This window comes from Kribbella sp. NPDC004138 (genome assembly GCF_053603655.1).
Genome location: NZ_JBSGFZ010000009.1, coordinates 215,902 through 234,996 on the forward strand (window position 1 = coordinate 215,902; position 19,095 = coordinate 234,996).

The 19,095-nt window shown below is 69.8% G+C and carries 15 protein-coding genes; 5 read left to right on the plus strand and 10 right to left on the minus strand.

Annotated elements, in window-relative coordinates:
- Positions 1-8 precede the first annotated feature (8 nt).
- The 4 genes from ACWEOO_RS15450 to ACWEOO_RS15465 all read right to left on the minus strand — a co-directional run bounded on the left by ACWEOO_RS15450 (position 9) and on the right by ACWEOO_RS15465 (position 3,877).
- Positions 9-668, minus strand: coding sequence for an alpha/beta fold hydrolase (locus ACWEOO_RS15450; protein WP_359934618.1), 660 nt, complete (start codon positions 666-668; stop codon positions 9-11).
- Positions 665-1,471 carry a hypothetical protein gene (locus tag ACWEOO_RS15455; RefSeq protein ID WP_452143510.1) on the minus strand — a complete coding sequence of 269 codons (807 nt, stop codon included), beginning with the start codon at positions 1,469-1,471 and terminating at the stop codon, positions 665-667. The genes ACWEOO_RS15450 and ACWEOO_RS15455 overlap by 4 nt, the downstream gene beginning before the upstream one ends.
- Positions 1,472-1,499: 28 nt before the next feature.
- Entirely contained in the window at positions 1,500-2,354 is an 855-nt protein-coding gene (locus tag ACWEOO_RS15460; protein ID WP_452143511.1) for a DUF3152 domain-containing protein, read from the minus strand.
- Positions 2,355-2,683: 329 nt separating this feature from the next.
- Positions 2,684-3,877, minus strand: a complete 1,194-nt coding sequence (locus tag ACWEOO_RS15465; RefSeq protein ID WP_452143512.1) for an ATP-binding protein — start codon at positions 3,875-3,877, stop codon at positions 2,684-2,686.
- Positions 3,878-4,026: 149 nt separating this feature from the next.
- Between ACWEOO_RS15465 and ACWEOO_RS15470 the strand changes: the two genes are divergently transcribed.
- A complete protein-coding gene (locus ACWEOO_RS15470; RefSeq protein WP_359934629.1) occupies positions 4,027-5,040 on the plus strand; it encodes a GTP pyrophosphokinase in 1,014 nt (337 codons plus the stop codon).
- On the opposite strand, the gene ACWEOO_RS15475 is transcribed toward ACWEOO_RS15470, so the two are convergent.
- A complete protein-coding gene (locus ACWEOO_RS15475; protein ID WP_452143513.1) occupies positions 5,027-6,436 on the minus strand; it encodes an MFS transporter in 1,410 nt (469 codons plus the stop codon). The genes ACWEOO_RS15470 and ACWEOO_RS15475 overlap by 14 nt on opposite strands.
- A 164-nt stretch (positions 6,437-6,600) precedes the next feature.
- On the opposite strand from ACWEOO_RS15475, the gene ACWEOO_RS15480 reads away from it, so the two are divergent.
- From ACWEOO_RS15480 to ACWEOO_RS15490, 3 genes are read left to right on the plus strand one after another with little or no spacing between them, the layout of a single operon-like run.
- Entirely contained in the window at positions 6,601-8,361 is a 1,761-nt protein-coding gene (locus tag ACWEOO_RS15480) for an ABC transporter transmembrane domain-containing protein (protein ID WP_452143514.1), read from the plus strand.
- Positions 8,358-10,169 carry an ABC transporter ATP-binding protein gene (locus tag ACWEOO_RS15485; protein WP_452143515.1) on the plus strand — a complete coding sequence of 604 codons (1,812 nt, stop codon included), beginning with the start codon at positions 8,358-8,360 and terminating at the stop codon, positions 10,167-10,169. The genes ACWEOO_RS15480 and ACWEOO_RS15485 overlap by 4 nt, the downstream gene beginning before the upstream one ends.
- Positions 10,170-10,228: 59 nt before the next feature.
- Positions 10,229-12,007 (plus strand): S9 family peptidase, encoded by a 1,779-nt coding sequence (locus ACWEOO_RS15490; protein WP_452143516.1) that lies wholly within the window; start codon positions 10,229-10,231, stop codon positions 12,005-12,007.
- On the opposite strand, the gene ACWEOO_RS15495 is transcribed toward ACWEOO_RS15490, so the two are convergent.
- From ACWEOO_RS15495 to ACWEOO_RS15505, 3 genes are all read right to left on the minus strand, one after another.
- Positions 11,979-12,887 carry a S66 peptidase family protein gene (locus ACWEOO_RS15495; RefSeq protein WP_452143517.1) on the minus strand — a complete coding sequence of 303 codons (909 nt, stop codon included), beginning with the start codon at positions 12,885-12,887 and terminating at the stop codon, positions 11,979-11,981. The genes ACWEOO_RS15490 and ACWEOO_RS15495 overlap by 29 nt on opposite strands.
- A gap of 9 nt (positions 12,888-12,896) precedes the next feature.
- Positions 12,897-16,226, minus strand: a complete 3,330-nt coding sequence (locus ACWEOO_RS15500; RefSeq protein ID WP_452143518.1) for a phosphodiester glycosidase family protein — start codon at positions 16,224-16,226, stop codon at positions 12,897-12,899.
- A gap of 143 nt (positions 16,227-16,369) precedes the next feature.
- Positions 16,370-16,693 (minus strand): rhodanese-like domain-containing protein, encoded by a 324-nt coding sequence (locus ACWEOO_RS15505; protein ID WP_355693428.1) that lies wholly within the window; start codon positions 16,691-16,693, stop codon positions 16,370-16,372.
- A 127-nt stretch (positions 16,694-16,820) separates the two neighbouring features.
- Between ACWEOO_RS15505 and ACWEOO_RS15510 the strand changes: the two genes are divergently transcribed.
- Positions 16,821-17,660, plus strand: coding sequence for a hypothetical protein (locus tag ACWEOO_RS15510; protein WP_452143519.1), 840 nt, complete (start codon positions 16,821-16,823; stop codon positions 17,658-17,660).
- A 128-nt stretch (positions 17,661-17,788) separates the two neighbouring features.
- Here ACWEOO_RS15510 and ACWEOO_RS15515 read toward each other — a convergent pair whose 3' ends face one another.
- On the minus strand, positions 17,789-18,220 hold the full coding sequence (locus tag ACWEOO_RS15515; protein ID WP_452143520.1) for a DUF2871 domain-containing protein: 432 nt from the start codon (positions 18,218-18,220) through the stop codon (positions 17,789-17,791).
- A 10-nt stretch (positions 18,221-18,230) separates the two neighbouring features.
- Positions 18,231-19,088, minus strand: a complete 858-nt coding sequence (locus ACWEOO_RS15520) for a DNA-formamidopyrimidine glycosylase family protein (protein WP_363706928.1) — start codon at positions 19,086-19,088, stop codon at positions 18,231-18,233.
- Positions 19,089-19,095: the final 7 nt, after the last annotated feature.

Here is a 19,095-nt window from a genome sequence, read left to right on the forward strand (position 1 = left end):
TTAACGCGTCAGCTACTTTCCGGCAGCGCGGCCGCCCGTTCTATGAGCGCCGCCACCTCGGGGCCGTTCGTGACGACCGGCATGTGCGCACCGGTCTCCAGCGTCCGCGCCTCACCGTGACTGAGCTCGGCGAGCTGCTCGAGCCACTCCTTCGTACACATCAGGTCGTGCTTGCCGCGGACCAGGACCACCGGCGCCCGGACGTGCGGCATCACCGCGGCCAGGTCGTGGATCCGCGACGCCTCCCCGGCGCGGGCGATCGACGGCAGCGTCGTGCGCGCGTACTGCGGGCTGATCCGGACCAGCTTCGGCACATCCGGGATGGCGGACCCGACCAGCCGGACGGCGCGGTCGACCCAGCTCGACATCCGGGCATCACCCGTCGGGGCCACGAGCACGAGCGCGTGCACCAGCTCGGGGTAGCGCACCGCCGTCTCGACGACGACCTGACAGCTCGCCGAGTGGCCGACCAGCACCGACCGCTCGCGGATCTTCTCGGCCAGCGCCACCGCGAGCGCCCGCGGATGCAGGTCCTCCCGAGCGCCCGCCGGTTCGCCGTACCCGGGCAGCGTCACCACGTGGTACGGCGTGACGAGATGCTCGGCGGTCCGCGCGTACGACTCTGGGCCGAGGCCCAGGCCGGGCACGAGGACGATCGGTGCGCTCACTCCCAGGGCGCCTTGGCCGGAGCGCCTTTGACGACGGGGTTCGCTACGTCTGGCTTCAGCTCGCGGTACCCGAGGAACAGGCCGAGGGCGAGAAGCAGCAGGCCGACCCCACCCCAGCCGTACGCCGTGGGCAGCCGGTGCAGCGCGTCGTCGCTGCTGCCCAGCCCCGTGGACAGCACCATGAGCAGCCAGACCAGGATCAGCACCACCGACACCGCGACCAGCAGCAGCCCCGCGAGCTCGGCCGGCTCGGGCCGACGACCGGCCTTGCGGCGGGCCAGCACGTCCCGGATCCACATCACCAGCGCGCCGGTGCCGACGACCAGGAGCAGCAGCTGGCCGATCGCGTCGAGCACGTCGGTCCGCAACGGGTGGTTGAGCGGCGAGCCGGGCGCCTGGGAGATCTCCCGCAGCGCGACGCGCTGGACGGACACGACGAGCAGACCGTAGATCGCGGCGATGAACGTCGCCAGGCCTACGACCCGAGCGGCACGCGGATCCCGCGACGGCTCGTCCCGGCCGTACGTCGGGAGCTCATGCGGCTGCGGGCTCGCTTCGGCGCCGTAGGGTGCGCCGGGGCGGTAGGCCGGGGGCTGGTGGTACGCCGGGTTGCCCTGCGGTTGCGGCTGGGTCCCGTACGGCTGCGGCTGCGCGTACTGGAACTGCTCCGGCGGGGCAGGCGGCCCGGCGTACGTGCCGCCGCCGTACGGCGCGGGCGGAGCGTAGTGATGCTCCTCACCAGCTGCCTGCTGCTTCTCGGGCTCATCGCCCCGGCCGTACGTCGGGAAGTCCTGTGACGACATCGGTGCTCCCTCCGTCGCGCCCAGTCTCTCAGGTGGCCTTGATGGTCGGCCAGGCGTTCGGTAGGCAGCCGGCCAGACCCTTGGTCTGCTGCATCATCACCGGCGCGGGGGTCTTCGGGGTGGTGCAGGTGGAGTGCCCGTGGCCGAGCGCGTGACCGACCTCGTGGTTGACCAGGTAGCTGCGGTACATCTCGACGTTGCCGTTGTACGCCGGGATCGCGTAGATCCACCGCTTGGCGTTGAGCACCACCCGGTCCTCGACGCGGCAGGACACCTCACCGCCGGTGTCGAGCGGCAGACAGAGCTTGTCCGTCAAGGTCGGCGTCGCGAGGATGATCCGGAGGTCGGCGTCGACGCGGTCCGTCCGCTCGAAACTCACCGGATGCAGCGCCTGCCAGCCGCGCGGATCCGTCAGCGTCTTGTGGATCGCCGCCGCCACCGCGGCGCCGTTCACCGACACCCCTTGCTCGATTTCGACCCGGTACGTCAGCTTGTCGCGCACCCCGGTCGCCTTGTCGGACCCCGGCACCACCGCAAGCTTCCCGCTCGAGACCAGCACGTTCGGCTTCGCGTTCTTCGGCTTGCGCGTCAGCGTCGGTGCCGGCCGCAACGGCGTGGTGAACTTCTGCGTCGGCGTGGCGATCGGAGTCGGCTTGGGCGTAGCAGCCACCGGCACCTCCTCGGCGACAGCGTCAACCCCCGCCACCGCCTGCGCCGCAAGACTGTTCCGATGCGCCACATCCGGATGCGCCACCACCACAGTCCCCAGCACCGCCAACGCCGTCACCACAAGCCACTGCCCCTTGTACGACTTCCGCCGACTGTGCCGCCCACCCCGACGCCTGGACACGTCGGCCCGCTGGCCGCTCCGCCGGGTGGTCATGACAAGTGACCCTACCGATACCTGCCAAAGCACGAAAGCCCGGCTGTGTTAAGCCGCGGTCAGATGAGCCGGAAGAGGAGGAGCGGCTCCCACGGACGGCCTGCTCGCAGTTGGCCGCAGGCGCAGCACCCGGTGAGAACCGAAGGTGTGTGCAGGCGCCACCTCGGGGGTGGGTTGAGGGCGGTCGGTTCGCCGGCGACGGTCATGCGCGGCCCGGTATCCGCTTGCAGTCACGCCGCGCGGCAGCGCGAACACGCGGGCGCCGGCCCTCACACTTCCCTGCTCCACCTTCACCACTCACACCTCCCCGCTCACCCCTCCGCCAGTTGTCAGGCTGTGCGGGTGCGGAGGAACTTGCCGAAGTGGGGGACGGTGAAGGCTACGGTGCCGCGTTCGGCGGAGAAGACGAGGCCTTTTTTGATCAGGCCGTCGCGGGCGGGGGAGAGGGATTGGGGTTTGCGGTTGAGAGTGCTGGCGACCTCGGCGGTGGGGACGGAGCCGTCGTCGACGCCGATGCCCAGTTCGGCCATGGCGCGCATGTACTCGCGTTCCGCGGGTGTGGCGCGTTCGTAGCGGGAGCCGAAGAAGCCGACGGTCAGCTCGGCGGATGCTTCGGGGGCGGCGACGGCGACGTCCTTGATGGTGATGGGTGAGGTCGGCGCGTGGTCCCAGGTCGAGTGCGCGAACGCCTGCACGAAGTACGGGTAGCCGTCGGTCTGCGCGTACAGCTCGTCCAGGGCCTCCTCGTCGTACTGCACGCCTTCGCTCTCGGCCGGCACCATCAGCGCCCGGTCGCACGCTTCACGCGCCAGCCGGTCCACGCGGATGTAGCGGAACAGCCGCTCGGAGTACGACTTGCTGGCCGACAGTACGGCGGGCAGGTGCGGCAGCCCGGCGCCGACGACGACCAGCGGGGCGCTCTGCTGCGAGATCTCGTGACAGGCGGCGCACAGCGCGGACAGGTCGTCGGTGCTGATGTCCTGCATCTCGTCGATGAACAGCCCGACCCCGACGGTCAGGTCACCGGCCAGGTCCGCGGCGTCGGTGAAGAGCTCGATCAGGTCCATCTCCAGGTCACCGGAGTCGGCTCGGCCTTTTGCCGCGGCGACGTCGACCGGCGGATGCCAGCGGATGCCTTTCCGGTCGTTGACCGCGGTGCGCAGCGCGAACGCCTTCAGTACGGCGCTGAACTGGTCGACCTTCCTGTCGTCGCGGTGCCGGTGGCCCAGCTCCCGCATCGCGGTGTGCAGCGCCTGCGCGATCGGCAGCCGGATGCTCTGGTCCGGCCGGGCCTCGATCTTGCCGGTACCCCACGCTCGCTTGATGGCCTGTGAGCGCAGTGTGTTGAGCAGGACCGTCTTGCCTACGCCCCGGAGTCCGCTGAGCACCAGGCTCCGCTCCGGTCTGCCTGCCGCGACCCGTTCGAGCACTACCTCGAACTGCCGCACCTCGGTGTCGCGTCCGGCCAGCTCAGGCGGCCGCTGACCGGCGCCGGGCGCATAGGGATTCCGGATCGGATCCATGCTTTCACTGTATGAGCGCGTCTAGCGTTTTCCGTAGATTGACCGATCGACGGCCAGAGCGTGTCGCGAGTGCTCTCTACGGCTTTCTAGTGAAATAACTAGAAATCGATAGACACCGTGAGCGACCCGAAGACCACTATGGTTCCGCCATGGTGGAGTGGGCTCCGCAGGCAGGGGCGTTGTACGAGCGGGTGCACCAGCAGTACGTCGGCGGCGCACGCAAGCTCGAGGCGCTGATCAACGAGCTGATCGGCGAAGAGGAAGGCATCAACTACCTGAGCGCGACGGCTCGCGCGAAGGACCCGGAGTCGTTCCTCGCGAAGGCGTCCAAGCCGCACCCGGACGATCCCGCCAGGCCGAAGTACGACGACCCGCTGAACCAGATCACCGACCTGGTCGCGGCCCGGGTGATCACGTTCCTGGTCGAGGCGGTGGACCGGGTGTGCGAGGTGATCGAGGAAGAGTTCGAGATCGTCGAGCACACCGACATGGGCGCGCACACCCGGGCGCAGGGCGTCTTCGGGTACGCCAGCAAGCACTACCTGGTCCGGTTGAACGAGCACCGCCGCGAGCTCCCGGAGTACGCCGTACTGAAGAACCTCGTGATGGAGATCCAGGTCCGTACGGCGGTCCAGCACGCGTGGGCCGAGTTCGAGCACGACATCCGGTACAAGCTGGACATCCCGCCGGACCGCAAGCCCGAGTTCGACCGGCGGTTCCTGCTGGCGGCCGCGCTGATGGAGCTGGCCGACAACGAGTTCACCGAGATCGACCGCCTGTACCGCGAGCTGGCGGCGACCGCGGAGGACAAGGCGCCGCTCGACCTCACCACGGCCACGCTGACGACGTACCTGACCCGTCGCTATCCCGATGCGCCGCACGCGAAGACCACGCACTACGCCTGGATCCTGGGCATCCTGCACCGCCTCGACATCACCACGGAGGAGCAGCTCACCGAACTGCTCACCGGGATCGACAGTGAAGCTGTGCAGGCCGCCATGACCCACCGAGCGCCGGCAGGCACGGTACGCCGCCTCGACGACGACCTGCTCGCTGCCAAAGGCCCTGCCTACTTGGACCTGTTCCCGGACGAGGAGCGCCGCCAGAAGATCCTCCGCGGCCGGCTCAAGGCACTGGTCCGGGCCGAGATCATCCAGCCCTGACGAGGTCCTCTGCCGTACGGCGGGCCCAGCGGGTCGTGGTGATCAGACCGAGCACCAGTACCAGCGCACCGCAGCCCGCGATGATGTACCAGCACAGCTTGGCCGCGTCGACGAACCCGGACTCGAAAGAGCCGGCCAGACGCGCCGTGAGGACAGTGCCCGCGACGGCAACACCGAGCGAGGCACCCACCTGGCGACTGGTCGACGCGATCGCTGCAGCGACGCCGGCCTGGGAACGTGGCATCCCGGAGACCGCCGCATTGGTAATAGGTGCATTCAGCATCCCGAAGCCGAGCCCGAAGACCAGATAGCTGACCAGCAACCATGCTGTGGAAGTAGTAGTGGTCAAGTGGGACAGCAGGAGACCCGCCACAGTCAGCATGGTGCCCGCGACGACCAGCGGTACCCGTGGGCCGCGGTGACCGACCAGCCACCCGGACACCGGCGCGAACACGACAGTCATCGCAGCCATCGGCAGGGTCAGCAGACCGGCATGCAGTGCGCTGAACCCGCGCACAGACTGCAGATAGAGCGAGTTGAGGAACAGGAACCCGGACAGCGCCGAGAACCCGCACACCGCGATCAGTGTGGCCCCGGAGAACGGCGCGCTGCGGAAGAATCGCGGGTCCAGCAGCGGCTCCTCCCGGCGACGCTCGTAGTACACGAGGGACGCCAGCGAGACGACGCACACCACGAAGCACCCGACGATGAGCGGCGACCCCCACCCGGCCGACCGACCTTCGATGATTCCGTACGTCAGGCTGCCCAGCAGCAGGACGACGAGCACCTGCCCGACCGGATCGATCCGCCGCGGTACGGCGGCCCGCGACTCCGGTACGAACAGCGCCGTCATGACGAAGGCGGCGACGGCGACCGGCACGTTGATCCAGAAGATGAACCGCCACCCGGCCGCATCCACGAGCGAACCGCCGACGACCGGGCCGACCGCCATGCTCAGCCCGACGACTCCACCCCAGACCCCGATCGCCTGGGCGCGCTCACGCGGGTTGGTGAACGTGTTGGTGATGATCGACATCGCCACCGGGTTCAGCATCGACCCGCCGACGGCCTGGAGCACCCGGAACGCGATCAGCAGGTCGATGCTCGTCGCGACTCCGCACAGCAACGACCCGATCCCGAAGAGCACCAGCCCGGCCTGGAAGGTCCGCCGCCGCCCGACGCGGTCCGCGGTCGACCCGGAGACCATCAGCAGACAGGCCAGCACCAGCGTGTAGGCGTCGATCGTCCACTGCAGCTTGGCGACCGGGGCGTCGAACTCGGACCGGATCGCCGGAAGCGCCAGGTTCACGATTGTCGAGTCCAGCCCGACGATGAACAGGCTCGAGCAACAGATCGCGAGCACCAGCAGCCGCCGACCGCGGGTCAGCTCCTCCACCCGGCTCCCTCCATCCGTTGAAGACTGTACTACCTGGCCTGGAAACGGTTCCCGACCGTCCACGAAAACGGTTTGACGGACTGTCGGCGGGGCCGCCTACGCTTGTTCCATTCGCCTGGTCAGGTGCCTTCTTCCAATCCTTCTATGCCTCTTTGTGAGACGTCATGTCCTTGCGCCTCATTCCGTTCGCCGATCCGGGTGTGCCGGACACCCGATCCGGCCTCCGACTCATCATCTGGCTGGAGCACCAGCAACTGCGGGGGCAAGTCCTCGCAGTGTTCTGGGGACTGGTCTACTTCGGCGGTATCGCCGCCGCTCCGGTCGCCGTCGGTCTCGCCGTGCAGGCGGCGATCGACCTGTCCTGGCCCAAGCTGATCCTGGCCGGCGCGCTGCTGCTGGCCTTCGGCGCGGCCAAGGCCGGCGCCGACTCGTTCTTCCACAAGGCCGTGGTGACGAACTGGATCAGCACCGCGTCGCGCCTGCAGCAACTGCTGTTCCGCAAGGCCGCGGAGCTGGGCTCGTTGCTGACCCGCCGGATCGCGGCCGGCGAGGTGGTCGCCGTGAGCAGCGGCGACGTCGAGAAGATCGGCTGGTTCGTCGAGGTCCTGGGCCGCTTCGTGGCCGCGCTGCTGACCTGCTTCGCGGTCGTCATCGGTCTGCTGCTGTACGAACCGCAGCTCGGCCTCGTCGTCGCGATCGCCGTACCGGTGCTCGCGTTCTCGATCGTGCCGCTGATGGGTCCCGCGGAGCGCCGCGCGGACGAGCAGCGGGCCAAGGGCGGCCGGGCCACCGAGCTCGCCGCCGACACCGTCGCCGGTCTTCGCGTGCTGCGCGGCATCGGTGGTGAGCAGCTGTTCCTGCAGCGCTACCGCGAGGCGTCGCAGCAGTACCGGAGCAGCGCGGTGCGCAGTGCCCGGATGTGGTCGCTGATCGCGGCCCTGCAGGTGCTGCTGTTCGGTCTGTTCCTGGTGGTCGTCGTCTGGATGGGCGTCCGGCTGGTTACCCAGGGCCGGATCTCGGTCGGCGAGCTGGTCACGACGTACGGGTTCATCACGTTCATGCTGGTTCCGCTGCACACGTTCGAGGAGACGGCGAGCGCGTTCATCTTCTCGAAGGTGTCGGCGCGCCGGGCCGCGCGCGTGCTGTCGCTGCAGCGGACCGACGAGACCAAGGGGACGTCCGCGGCCCAGCTGCCGGAGGGCGACCTGCTCGACCCGGTCACCGGGCTGAACGTCCCGGCCGGAAGCTTCACTGCGGTCGTCTGCGGCAACCCGGACGCCGGTGGTCTGCTGGCCGACCGGCTGGGTGGCCACAGCCCGTCCGCCACCGACGAGGCCTCCGTCCTGCTCGACGGTGTCGCACTGGACGACCTCCCGCTCGAGTCCGCGCGCACCGTCGTCCTGGTGCAGGACAAGGACCCGGTGCTGTTGTCGGGGACGGTGCGGGAGTTGTTCGACGTGCCGGCGAGTGGTGCGGTCTCACCCGAGACAGCCCTGGACGCAGCGCAGTGCGAGGACATCCTCGACGTGCTGCGGCAGACGCTGCCTGCTGGTGAGTCCGACGCCATGAAGGCCGTGCTGACCGAGCGCGGCAGGTCCCTGTCCGGCGGTCAGCGGCAGCGGGTGGCGCTGGCGCGTTCGCTGTACGTCGACCCGCAGGTGCTGGTGCTCGACGAGCCGACCAGTGCGGTCGACGCGCACACCGAGGCGCGGATCGCGGACGGTCTGCAGCTGCTGCGTGCCGGCCGGACCACGGTGGTGTTCACGTCCAGTCCTTTGATGCTGGACCGGGCGGAGCGGGTCGTGTTCGTGCCGGAGGGCCGCGTCGACGCGGTCGGCACGCACCACGAGCTCCTGCACACCAACGCGCGGTACAGGGCCGTTGTGACCCGTGAAGAAGAGCCAACGTTCGAGGAGTCAGCGTGAGGTACCGATTGCTGCGCTCGCTCCGCTCGCGCAGGAGCCCGGAGTACGACCCCGCAGCCCCACAGGAGGTAGTGCGCCTCCCAGTGGCCAGCGGCGCGACGGTGCGTGCCTACATCAAGACACTGTTCCGCCGGCACCGGCGTCAGTTCCTGTGGCTGACGCTGGTCAACGCGGTGGCAGCGCTGAGCGGCATGGTCGGGCCGTGGCTGCTCGGCAACGTCGTGCAGAAGCTGTCCGAGGGCCACACCGACGTCAACCTGCCGTACGTCGTGATCGGCTTCGTCCTCGCACTGGCGGTGCAGACGGTGTTCGTGCGGCTGACCCGGCTGCGCGGCGCGGTGCTCGGCGAGGAGATGCTCGCGGACCTGCGCGAGGACTTCCTGATCCGCGCGGTCGGCTTGCCGCCCGGTGTGCTCGAGCGCGCCGGCACCGGTGACCTGCTGTCCCGGATCACCACGGACATCGACCGGCTGTCGCACGCGATGCGCGACGCCGTACCGCAGCTGACGATCGCGATCATCTGGGCGTCCCTGCTGATCGGCGCGCTGATCGTGACGGCGCCCGCGCTGGCCGTGGCGGTGGTGATCGCGGCGCCGATCTTGATCATCGGCGGCCGTTGGTACTTCAAGCGCGCCCCGAAGGCGTACCGGTCGGAGGCGGCCGGGTACGCCGCGGTCGCCTCGGCGCTGGCCGAGACGGTCGACGCGGGCCGCACCGTCGAGTCGCACCGGCTCGGTGGCCGCCGGATCGAGCTGGGTGACACCCGGATCGGTCAGTGGGTCGCCTGGGAGCGGTACACGCTGTACCTGCGGATGATCCTGTTCCCGGTGATCAACATGACCCACACGGTCGCGCTGGCGGCCGTGCTCGTCATCGGCGGCGGTTTCGCGATCCAGGGCTGGCTGACCGTCGGTGCACTGACCACAGGTGCGCTGTACATCCAGATGCTCGTCGAGCCGGTCAACATGATGATCCGCTGGTACGACGAGCTCCAGGTCGCGCAGGTGTCGCTGGCGCGGCTGGTCGGCGTCCGTGAGGTCGAGACCGCCGCGGCGGCAAGCGAGGCCGAGCCGGACGGGCGGACCGTGCTGGCCGACGACGTCCGCTTCGGGTACCTGGAGGGCCGCGACGTCCTGCACGGTGTCACGTTGACGGTCGAGCCGGGCGCCCGGGTGGCGCTCGTCGGGCCGTCCGGTGCGGGCAAGTCGACGCTGGGCCGGTTGCTGGCCGGCATCTACTCGCCGCGCGTCGGTGACATCACCTTGGGCGGTGCGGCGCTCGACCGGATGTCTGCCGAGCAGGTCCGTAGTCATGTTGCCCTGGTCAACCAGGAGCACCACGTGTTCGTGGGCAGCGTGCGCGACAACCTGCGGCTCGCCCGGCAGGACGCGTCCGACGCGGACCTGTGGGCGGCGCTGCGGTCGGTGGACGCGGACGGCTGGGTCGCCGGGTTCGACGACGGGCTGGACACCGAAGTGGGCTCCGGTGGGGTCTCGCTGACGCCGGCCCAGGCGCAGCAGGTCGCACTGGCCCGACTGGTTCTCGCCGACCCGCATACCCTGGTCCTGGACGAGGCGACCTCGTTGATGGACCCGCGGGCGGCCCGGCACCTGGAGCGGTCGCTGGCGACCGTGCTGGAGGGCCGGACCGTGGTGGCGATCGCACACCGGCTGCACACCGCGCACGATGCCGACGTGATCGCCGTCGTCGAGGACGGCAAGATCGTCGAGCTCGGCGGCCACGACGAACTGGTCGACGCCCAGGGCGCGTACGCCGCACTCTGGCACTCCTGGCACGGCGACCGATGACCAGCGGGGTGTTCGGCAGTGGACCTGTCGGACACCCCTTGTCGTGTGAGGATGAAGGCGTGTTGCTGACGACGCTCTTCTCGCTGCCCACGTCCATGGCTCTCGACATCGACGACGAGGGCCGGATGCTGGTGCTGTACGACGGCACCGGCACCCGCCAGGTCAACGAGGTCGCTCCCGACGGCACCTGGCGTGCGCTGACCGATCTTGACGACACGTGCCGCGGCGCCCGGTTCGTGCCCGGCAGCAGCCGCGTCGTCGTCGAACACGACGCGGGCGGCGACGAGCGCGGTCAGCTGTCCCTGCTCGACCTCGACGAACCCGGTCTGCCCGCACTGACCCCGCTGGTGCACGACAGCGAGTACATCCACCGCCTGGTCGCGGCCCGGCCCGACCGCGTGCTCTACACCACGAACCGTCGCAACGGCGTGGACTTCGACCTCGTCGCGCGCGACCTCACCAGTGGCCGCGAGACCGTCCTGTACGACGGCGGCGGCTGGGTGATGGGCGTCGACCCGTCGCCGGACGACAAGTGGGTCGTGCTGTCGAAGGCGAGCAGCCCCGCGAACTCGATGCAGCTGCTCTTGGTCGACACCTCGAGCCGATCAGTCGTCGAGCTCACCGCGGAGGACGCGCACAACGACCAGGGCCCGGTCGCATGGCTGCCGGACTCGTCCGCGTTCTTGGTGTCGAGCAACGCCGACCGCGACCGGATGGCGATCCGCCGGTACGACGTGAGCGACGCGGCGTGGAGCGATCTGCTGGTGGACGACGCCCGTGACCTCGCCGGGTGGCCCTCACCGAACGGCGAGCACCTGCTGGTCGGCGTACTGGAGGATGGCGAAGTCGGGCTCAAGCTGCACCAGCTGGACGACGGCGCAGCGCTCGCGGCGCTCGACCTGCCGGCGGGCGGCTGTGCGGCCCTGACGATGGCCACGCCGGACCCGATCTGGTCGCCGGACGGCACGTTCGCGGCGATCACCTACAACTCCCCGGTGATTCCGCCGACCGTGTACCGGTTCGTCCCGGGCGGTGAGCTGACCGCACTCCGTCCGGTGGAGGTGCCGGTCGAGCTGCCGCATCCGGAGAGCCTGCGGGTTCCGTCCTTCGACGGCGAGCAGGTGCCGGTGTTCGTGTTCCGGCCGACCGGCGAGAACCTCGGGTCCACGGTGGTCCACGTGCACGGCGGCCCGGAAGGTGCCGCGATGCGGATCTGGAGCCCGATCATCTCGGCGCTGGCCGGCGAAGGACACACCGTCGTCGTACCGAACGTGCGCGGCTCGGCCGGTTACGGCAAGCGCTGGTACTCGCTGGACGACCGTCTGTTGCGGCTGGACTCGGTGAAGGACCTGGCTGCGATCAACGCCTGGCTGCCGACGATCGACGCCGACCCGAAGCGTGCGGCGCTCTGGGGCGGTTCGTACGGCGGCTACATGGTGCTGGCCGGTGTCGCGTTCCAGCCGGATCTGTGGGCGGCCGGCGTGGACGTCGTCGGGATCGCTTCGCTGGTGACGTTCCTGGAGAACACGTCGGACTACCGGCGGTCGATGCGGGAGCGCGAGTACGGCTACTTGGCGACGGACCGAGAGTTCCTGCAGGAGGCGAGTCCGCTCAGTCGCGTCGACGACATCCGGGCGCCGCTGTTCGTGATCCACGGCGCGAACGATCCCCGCGTCCCGTTGTCGGAGGCAGAGCAGATCACCGACGCTCTGACGAAGCGCGGCGTCCCGTGCCAGCTGCTGGTCTACCCGGACGAGGGACACGGCCTGGCCAAGCTCACGAACCGCCTGGACGCGTACCCGCAGGCCTTCAGCTTCCTGCGGGACCACCTGGGGTGAGAACACCGGCGGTCGCGTCCAGCCGCACCGGAAGCCCCAGCGGTACGGCGAGATTCAGCGCCTCGTGCCCGATCGCCGCGCCCGCCACCATCGGTACGCCGAGCGGTTCGAGCCGCTCGGCAATTACCTCGACGGGATCCTGCGTGCCGGTGAAGTCGCCCACGACCACACCGGTCACTTGGTCGAACCACCCGGCGCGCAGCAGCTGCGTGAGCAGCCTGTCGACCCGGTAGCCGGCTTCGTCGACATCCTCGAGTACGACGACACCAGCCGGGGGCGCGTACGTCGGCGTACCGACACTGGACGCCAGCATCGCCAAGTTGCCGCCGCGCAGCGGTCCCTCGGCAACACCCGCGACCACGGTGCGCGCTCCGACCGGGGCGAGCAGGTCGGTGACGGTCTCCAGCTCGAACAGCAATGCCCGCAGCCGCTCGAGTCCCAAAGCCGTGTCCAGTTGCTCGACAGCAGCAGCCATCGGACCGTGGAGAGTCACGAGACCACGTGCGTTCAGCGGCTCGTGCAGCGCGGTGATGTCGCTGAACCCGACGAACCACTTCGGTGCGGCGGCCAGCTCGTCCAGGTCGACGTACTCGATCATCCGCTGCACGCCGTACCCGCCACGCGCACAGAACACCGCAGCGTACCGCGGGTCCAGCCAGGCGTTGCGCAGGTCGAGCGCCCGGGCCTTGTCGTCGGCCGCTAGGTACGCAAACCGCTCGTGCCCGGCCAGTACCGACGGCATCACGTCCACCTCGAGCCCCCAGGACCTGAGATGGACCAAGCCGGCATCGAGCCGGGCCGCGTCCACTCGGCCCGACGGAGCCACCACAGCAACCCGGTCCCCGCTCCGCAGTCGCTGCGGCACCACCACGTCAGTCACGCCGCGACGCTACCAACCGACCTGCAGGGTCGCGCTCTTGGAGACCTCGTTGACCGTGACACCCAGCTGGGCCGTGCCGGGGCGCAGCGCAGTGAGTTGGCCCGTCGACGGGTCGTACGAAGCGACTGCCCAGAACGGAGCGGTCTTGGCAGGGCCGACGTGCAGTGTCGACGAGCCCCACCAGTCTGCCGACACAGGGAAGGACACCGGCACTCGACGACCTTCCTGAACGACCGTGGCGGAAGCGGGCGCCGACTGACCGCGCTTGAGGCTCTCAGGAGCAGTCAGCTCGAGCGAGTCGACATGGGCTCGCAGCTCGACCTGGAACCACGGCTGGGCCGACGGGTTGGCTGCGATGCCGACCAGCGCCCAGCCGGTGAAGCCACCCGCGTCCGGTGCCGCAGCCGGGCTCTTGCCGGAGTTGCCGGTCAGCGGGAGCAGGACGCCGTCCGTCCGGGTCGCGGCGAACGTGCCCGCGTGCGCCGCCATGTACGCCGCACCCTTGCCGGTCGAGGCCCGGAAGTCGGCCAGCCACTTCACGATCATTGCCGCTTCCTTGCGGTCACCGAGCTGCGAGTTCTGCGTCGGCGACGGGTCGTCGATCGGGTGGTGCGCCATCACCACCACGTTCCTGATCGACCGGTCGGAAGCGGCGGAGTCGAGCTGCTTGCGCAGGTCGAGGATCTGGTCGAACCCGCCGGCCCGCAGCGATCCGAGCGACGAGTCCCGCAGCACGAACCGGGTGCCCTTGTGGTCGAACGTGCTGGTCGCGTTGCCGAAGACCTTCTTCCACTCGGACAGGTCACCCGGGCCGTAGGTCTCGTGGTTGCCGGGCACGTAGTGCAGCGGCACCTTGCCGGCCACTTCCTCGTCGATGATCTGCTTGGCCAGTGCGATGTCCGGGCCGAACGCACGGTCGACGAAGTCGCCGTTGATCACCAGGAAGTCGGGCTGCTGCGCGAGCGCCTCGCGGATCGTCCGGCGGGCCTGCTTCACGTAGTCCGAGTTCGGGTCGTCGGAGGTGAACTGCGCGTCCGACATCACCGCGAACCGCCAGCGGCCGGCCGTCGTCACGGTCCCGTCGGTGACGACCATCGGGTCGATCACCTTCGCGGGCGGGTCCATCGTGACCGGCGGCGCGCTGCGGAGGGTCAGGTCGTCGACGACGATCCGGCCCGAGTACTGCCGGGTCGGCGAGGTCTCGACCACGTAGATGCGCCAGAACCGCAGCGGCATCGTCAGCCCGGGCGGGATGTCGGCCTCGACGTACTTCCAGCCGGTCCAGTCGACCGTGGCGGCCAGGTTGAGCGTCTGCGCCGTACCGCCGGCCGCGTCGTAGGCGTTGGCCCGCAACCACGCGCCCTTGCCGTCGCCGTACACCCAGGCGCCGAGCTTCTGCGGCTGACCCGGCAGCGTCTGCTGCGGGTTCTGCGAGAGGTACGCCGCGCGGGTGGCGGTGCTGCCCGTCAGCGAGTAGTCGAGCGCGACCGCTTGCCCGCCGTCGTGTCCTTCCGCCGCCGACAGCGATGCGGTCGCCTTGCCGGCCGGTACGGCGTTGGCCGCCCACTTGGTGACGTCGTCGAGTTCGTCGACCACGGTGGCAGTCAGACCGGCCGTGACGCTGAGCTGGGTGCTGAGCGAGCCGACGGTCGCGGTCACCACGGCCGAGACGGCCTCGTCGCCGAGCGCGTTGACCTCGAAGCCATTGCCCTTCGCAACAATCTTCACGAGCGCCGGGTCGTAGCTGAGCTTGACGTCGCGCGGCTCGACCCAGGTGGAGAACCCGTCGGCGTCGTACCCGTCGACCTCGAAGAAGCCCTTGGCGGCGGAGTCGGCGAGCGAGACCTGCCGGGTCGAGGGCGCCAGGCGGGTCGGCGTACCGAGCACTGTCATCGGGAACCTTCCGTTGGCCGCGCCGCGGGCGGCGGTGACGATCACGTCGCCGGCGCGCCGGCCGGTGACCACGCCGTGCTGGTCCACGCGGACATTGCTCCCGGCGTACCAGAACGGCGTACCGGTCGCGGGCGCGTAGGTCTCGTCGTGGCCGGTGGCGCTCAGGACACGGCTCAGCCCGGTGAGCACGCGGGAGCTGCGAGAGATGTCGGTGTCGGGGCCTGCCGCCGCCGTACCGACGGCCTCGACGCGGAAGCCCTTGAGGCGGCCGGAGCCCTTGACCGGAACCAGGCCGAGCCCGTTCGGGACGAGCCGCTCGCCGCCGTCGGACGGGTCGTTGACGACCTCCGGCGCGGCCGCACCCGGCGTCCTGGCCAGCATCGTCGAGGAGCCGCCGCCGTCCAGGTTGAGCGCGTCGTCGGCGCCGAGGCTGATCATGAGCTGACCCATCTCCTTCAGCGACAGGCCTCGCGAACCGGTGGCCCGGCCGTCGACGGTGAGCAGGATCATCCGGCTGCCGTCGGCGTCGAACCCGATCGCGGTCCGCGGCGCGAGGTCGGCGTCCGGCACGGTGTCCGGGACCTGACCGTCCTTCGCGAGCTGGTAGTTGCCGCTGACGGCGGCCGCGACCTCACCGGCGTCCGGGCGCAGGCCGTACGCGACGGTGACCTTGTCCCCGACCGCGAAGGCGGCGAGTGCGTCGGCGCCGGCCTCGCGACCGATCAGCGCCTGCTCGCCGGCTGCCAACCCAGTGGTGGCCGGAGTGGTGGCGGTGGAGACGACCACACCGTCGCGAAGGATCACCTCGCGGACGGTGGACAGGCCGTCCACGGTCCTGGTCCGGGCCGCGTCGCCCCACTCCGGGGTGTAGAGGCCGATACCGCCGGTGGTGACGGTCGGCGAATTGAGGTTGGTCAGCTCGAGCGTGGTGGCGCCGTCGGTCGCTGTGCCCTGCAGGAACAGCTGGGCGACCTTGCCGAGGCCGTCCTTGCCGATCACCGCGGTGTCGTTGTGGCCGGCGGCGGGAGCGTTCAGCAGCTTGCCGGACTCGACCCCGACGCCCAGCGGCGCTGTCGTGTCGTTGATGTCGAAGAAGTCGCCGTTGACACCCGCGATCGCGCCTTTGCTCGCCAGCTGCTGACTGAGCGGCTGCCCGCCCGACACCTTGCCGGAGTTGACCAGGTCGACGGTCACGCCGTGCTGGTCCAGGTCGGTGTCGAGGATGTCGCCGCGCTGCCAGCCCTTCGGGTCGAGCCGCTCGAACGACGTGTAGTTGACGCCGGGCGCGACCGGGCTGTCGACGCGTGACGTCAGGACGCCGTTCTCGGCGATCGCGGCGTCCGGGATGCCCGCGGCCGCGGTCTTGCCGAGCGCCGGGCTGACGAGCACCCCGGCGAGCAGGCCACCTACGCCGATCGCTGTGGTCAAGGGACGGATGAGCGACACAGGAGCCTCCCCACGGTGGACGGACGCGGTCATCCGACGCCGCGCACCCGACCGCCTCGTGAGCCGCAGGTGTACGCCGGTCAACCGACCGGTGACAAAGTAACGCCTGCAGTCACCGTGTGGAAGGTTTTCTTCTCAATGTGTCAACTGGTGGCCACCGGGCGACCGGAGACCTGCCAGGCGTGCATGCCGCCGTCGAGGTTGATCGCCTCGCGGCCGAGCTGGTTCAGGAACTGGGTGGCCATGCCGGACCGGCCGCCGACCGCACACACGCAGAGCACCTTCTGGTCCAGCGGCACCTCGCCGACGCGCTGCTGCAGCTCGCCGAGCGGGATGTGCGTGGCGCCCTCGATGTGGCCGCGGTCCCACTCGTCCGGCTCCCGTACGTCGAGTACGAACGCCTCCGCGAGCAGGTCGTCGTCGAGCTCAGCCACCACGACCGAAGGAATCTCCTGGTTCCGGAACATGCGCCCCAGCATGTCAGACCGGCGGGGCCCGACCAGTGGCCGGATCCGGAAGGCGGTAGCCGCAGTCCGGATAAAGCGTTGACACCGGGCAGCGGATTTCGGAACCGTGGCTCAAAGGGAGGCCGCGGTGGAACTGATTCAGGGCATCCCGGGGGAGTTCGAGCCGCAACCCTGGGGAGAGGCGATCCTGCGGAGCCGTGAGCTGCTGCTGCTCCGGATCGCGTGCCGCCCGCCCGATCACGAGGTGCGCCTCCCGGGCCTGGCCACCACTCCGCGGCACGTTGTCGAGGACCACAGCGGCAAGGCGCTGACCTGGCGGCGCGACGGCGACGACCTGGTTGTCCGCCTGCCGGAGGCCGGTGAGCCGCCGGTCGTCCGCGTCGCGTTGCAGGGCAAGCTGCGGATCGTCCCGCCGGACACCGTCACCGCGAACGCTGACGGCGTCTGGGACCTGACCCCGACCGGTACGCCGGCGCACCTCGTCGCCCGCCGCGCCACCGATGTCGCCGTCCGGTTCATCGGCCTGGCCGAACCGGACAGCCGGCATCAGATCCGGCTGGCCGGCCGACGGTACGGCGTGACCGGTCACCAGCTGACCAGGACCACGATCGGCCCGTTCCCGATGCCGGAGCGACGCGTCGTCGCGCTGCCGGTGCCGGCCGGCGTACGGCGGGTGCTCGTGGCGCCGGTCGGCACGGTGCTGGCCTCGATCCACCCGGGCCGTGACGAGCTCACCGTCGTGGTGACGAACTTCGGCCGGACGCCGGCGTGCGGTGAGGTCGAGCTGCCGCTGCCGGCGGGCTGGTCGGCGACCGACCAGGCGTGGACGTTCGACGGGCTCGATCCGGGCCGGTCGGTCAGCTGGGTGACGCGGGTCGCGGGTCCGGCGGGTACACACGAGCTCCTGGTTCGCCTGGACGCGGGCCGCCGCTCGGCGTCGTCGCCGTACCTCGTCGCCCTGGGTTGACCCGCGCTGCGCCCGATCCTCGGATGCTGGACCTGAGACAAGAAACGGCGTCCTGAGACAGGTAATACCCTGTCCCCGCCTACCGTTTCCTGTCTCAGCCCATCCGAGTACGCCGGCCGCGGGCGGTGCTAGCTGACCTCGACCGCGTCGGCCTTCTCCTTGGCAGGCAGGCACTTGCCGAGGTTCACGAAGAAGAAAATCAGGCCGAGGGTGATGGTGATGTGGCCCAGGCCGGAGATGCCGTCCAGCGCGGCACCGGTCTGGTGGCCCAGCACGGTCAGCGTGCCGCGGAGGAGCATCATCCCGACGGTCAGCGCGAGGCCGGCGTTGTAGACCCAGAAGAACGCGGCGAACAGCTTGCCCGCGGTCAGGGTGAACAGCTTCTCCAGCGCAAGCACGACCAGGAAGAACAGCATGCCCAACGCCAGGATGTGCGTGTGGACGACGCTGAGCTGGGTGTCGCCGGTGAAGTCGTTCAGCTTGGTGAGCTCGCGGTAGTACAGCCCGCTGATCAGCCCCAGAATCATGTAGACGTGCGCTGCCACGTAGATCTTCCGCATGGCCGGGAACCTACTTGAGCAGCTTCGACAGCCTTCGGTCGGCCAGCGGTTTGCCACCGGTCTGGCAGGTCGCGCAGTACTGCAGGGAGGAGTCGGCGAAGCTGACCTCGCGGACGATGTCGCCGCAGACCGGGCACTTCTCGCCCTTGCGGCCGTGCACGCGCAGCCCGGACTTCTTCTCCGACTTCAGGTCCTGCACGGCGAGGCCCGCGGAGCGGTCGACGGCGTCCTGGAGGGTTTCGCGCATCGCGTCGTACAGCACCTTGAGCTCGTCGTCGGACAGGTTCGACGCGGGTTTGAACGGGCTCATCTTCGCGACATGCAGGATCTCGTCCGAGTAGGCGTTGCCGATCCCGGCGATGACGGACTGGTTCCGCAGGACGCCCTTCAGCTGCACCCTACCCGCGCGCTTGAGGATCTCGCCGAAGTCATCCAGCGAGAGCGTGAACGGGTCGGGGCCGAGCCGGGCGATGCCCGGGACCTCGGCGACGTCGCGCACGACATACACCGCGAGCTTCTTCTGGGTGCCGGCCTCGGTCAGGTCGAACCCGGAGCCGTCGTCCAGCACGGTCCGGAGCGCGATCGGCCCCTTGCCGGGGCGCACGAGCCCGGTGTTCTGCTCCTCTTTCCAGCGCAGCCACCCGGCCCGCGCCAGGTGGATCACCAGGTGCACGCCCTGCGCGGAGATGTCCAGGAACTTCCCGTGCCGCTGCACGTCGTCGATCAGCAGCCCCACCATCGCCGAGATCGGCGGGTCGTAGGTCTTCAGCGCGCTGATCGCCGTGATGTCGGCCCGCACGAAGGCATGCCCGACCGCTCGCTCCCGCAGGAACACGGCCAGCGACTCGACCTCCGGCAACTCAGGCATTCTCCTA